This is a genomic window from Nocardioides sp. NPDC057577 (genome assembly GCF_042801335.1).
In the GTDB taxonomy this organism is placed as follows: Bacteria; Actinomycetota; Actinomycetes; order Propionibacteriales; family Nocardioidaceae; genus Nocardioides.
In genome coordinates, this window is record NZ_JBHVGB010000305.1 from 1 (window position 1) to 2,952 (window position 2,952).

General features: G+C 71.3%; 1 protein-coding gene and 1 pseudogene. Both read right to left on the bottom strand.

Features of this window, described 5'->3' with window-relative positions; genetic code table 11:
- Window positions 1-50: 50 nt before the first annotated feature.
- Window positions 51-2,726, bottom strand: a complete 2,676-nt coding sequence (locus ACFU7D_RS29235) for an FtsX-like permease family protein (RefSeq protein WP_378873937.1) — start codon at window positions 2,724-2,726, stop codon at window positions 51-53.
- Window positions 2,723-2,952, bottom strand: a pseudogene (locus ACFU7D_RS29240) (ABC transporter ATP-binding protein); the annotation flags it as partial. The pseudogene ACFU7D_RS29240 and the gene ACFU7D_RS29235, both read right to left, overlap by 4 nt.

Below are 2,952 nucleotides of genomic sequence, written 5' to 3' on the forward strand. Positions count from 1 at the left end.
AAACTCGAGTTTCGTCGCCCACAACTGAGGATTCGGCCCGCCACAGGTGCTTATTCGACGCGGGCCACCATGGGCAGGCGACCTCGGGTGGTGACCGCGACGATGAGCGCGATCAGCAGAGGAAGCCCGACGACCACGATGCCGACGAGGTCCCACGGGATCTCGAGGTAGTGCGCGGCGACGCTGTCGCGCTCCGGCCAGCCCTCGGTGGTGATCGGATAGCTGATCGCGATCCCGGGGACGAACCCGATCAACGCACCCGGGACGGCGCCGAGGAGCGTCACGACCAGGGCGTACGAGGCAGCGACACCGCGTCGCGTACGCGTCCTGGCTCCGACCGCCGAGAGGGTCGCCAGGTCGGGCCGGGCGTCGTTGAGTGCCAGGTGGGTCGCAGTCAGCGCACCACCGATCATCAGCACGGCACCCAGGGTGACCAGGAGCAGCCAGACGAGCACGGCGGTGTCCGTCTCCTGGTAGCCGCGCTCGATCAGGATCGTCGTGGGGAACTGCCCGGCGGCCAGGGCCTCGTCGAGGTCCGTCTCGGCGTCGGCGCCGAGCCGGGCGTTCTCGACGTAGAGGCCCACGACCCGCGGTTCGACACCGAGCTTCTTCACCATCGCCGGCGTCACGACCGCGTAGGCGGGCGCTGCCCGCTCACCGGCGTCGAGATAGGTCGCCGGCACGTCGACCGTGACCACGTCGAGATCCGTCTGCTCCTCCTCGGAGAACTCCTTGATGACCAGCCGCGCGGACTTCTGCGAAGACAGAAGCTCGTCATCGGTCGTGAACACCACCGCACCGGAGGACCGCAGGGTCTCCGCGGCAGCGGCGGCATCCCGCTCGGAGAGCGACCGCGCCACCGCCGGCGGAAGGGTCCCGTCGGCGCCGGCGACGACGAGCTCGCCGAACTCACCGATGGTGGTGTCGAGCGGGATCGCCCCACCATCACCGGTCTCGACGACGACGTACCGTCCGTCGGCCTCGGAAGTCGCACCGGAGGTGAGTGCTGCCGTTGCTCCCGGGATGGCCTTCTCGACCTGCGCTGCGATGTTCTCCCACCGTGCTCGCGCCTCGTCCGGGTCGACGTCGCTCTCGGCCGCGCTGTGTCGCGGATGCACCACGGCGTCGCCGATCGCGAAGGAGGGCAGGTAGCTCTCCTGGTTCTGCTTCTCATCGCTGCTGAACGCGATCCCGAGCGTTACCACACCGACAACCGTCACCGCGATCGCGCCGGCAGCCGGCACCGTCCGGGTGCGGTGCCGATCGGCGTCGCGGGTCGCGAACCGGATCACCAGCGGCATCCGAGCGCTGAACCGCGCGGCCATGGACACGAGGGCGGGGAGGATGAACAGCACCCCGGCGACGCAGAGCAGTACGCCGAGAGCGATCGGGATCCCGCTGAGAGCGTTCCGGGTGCCGAACGCCGCCGATGCGACCCCGGCGGCCACGAGCACGAGGCCGATGATCGGCGAGCGCCGCGAGGGCAGGCTCTCCGACCGCCGCCCGGACAGGACGCCGACGACGTTCTGTCGCGAGGCGATCCAGGCCGGCACGATCGCCGCGCAGATCGCTGCCGCGAAGCCGATGACGGCGACCGCCAGGACCTGGAGCCACGGCACCTCGAACGGGCCGAACCAGGCCGAGACCTGATCCTGGGCGAGCGGCTGGAGCAGCCGCGCCAGCCCGACGCCGAGGACAGCACCGACGACGGCCGCGACCGCACCGATGACGATCGCCATCCCGAGCAGGACGCGCCGGGACTGTCGAGCGGTCCCTCCGGAGGCCGCGATCAGGGCCAGATCGCGCGCCTGGCGCCGGGCCGCGACCGCGAACGCCGGCCCGGCCAGCAGGACCACCTCGAGGATGACCATGACCACGATGAGGACGAGGACCACCAGCTCGGAGGGGTCCGGCGCACCCATGGGTGGGCGGATCTCCTTGTCGGCCGCACGGGCCGCCGCCGGCGGGTCCAGGACGACCGATCGCGAGAGCACGAAGGCACCCGCCGCGTTCAGGTCCTCGATGTCGGACCAGGTCACCGGACCGCCGCCGACCAGCCAGGTCGAGCGCTCGAAGACGTAGTCCCCCGGAAGATCCGGTCCGGCGACGAAGGGGTCGTTGCGTACGTCCGACGACTCGACGATCCCGACCACCTTGCGCGTCTCGTCGACGTCGCCGTTCGGGATCAGCAGCTCCTCACCGACGCCCGGACCCCGGAACGCGAGGTTGGAGTTGACCACGACCTCGTCCGGGCCCGCCGGGAGGCGGCCCTCGGTCAGCCTGGTCAGCCCGGCGGCGAGCGGGTCGTTCAGATCGGTCTGCAGACCGCCGGCCCAGGTGACCCCCTTGTCGGTGCGTACGTCGAAGGTCCGGTCCTCGGCTGCGAGCAGCGGACGGTCCCCGATGACGGCCTTCACCCCGGCCGCGTCGAGCGGGTCGGCGTCGGACTCCTCGAGCCACTCGGACGCATTCTCGGGATCGATGCCCTGCCGCACCGAAGCGGCGCCCTGGACGTCGATGCTCGCCGCGGCCTCGGTGCCGAGCCGGCGGTCGAGGCCTTCCACGGTGTCGACGTCATAGGTCCGGTACGTCACCGCGACCGCGGTCACGCCCGCCACCGGCAGCGCGATCATCAGGACGACCAGCAGGCTGCGCCACTTCGCCCGCCGGGCCTCCCGTTGCCCGATGCGGAGGGCGAGACGCCAGCCGGCTCCACCCCCACTCATGCCTCGACCTCGTCCACGAGCGCCAGGTTCGGCGTCTCACCGGCCTCGTCGACGACGAGCCCGTCGCGCACGTAGATCACCCGGTCCGCCCAGCTCGCGTAACGCGGCTCGTGGGTGACGAGCACACCGGCCGCGCCCGCGTCGCAGCGCGCCCGGATCAGCTTGAGGATGTCCTCGCCGGTCTCGGTGTCGAGGGCGCCGGTCGGCTCGTCGGCCAGGATCAGGC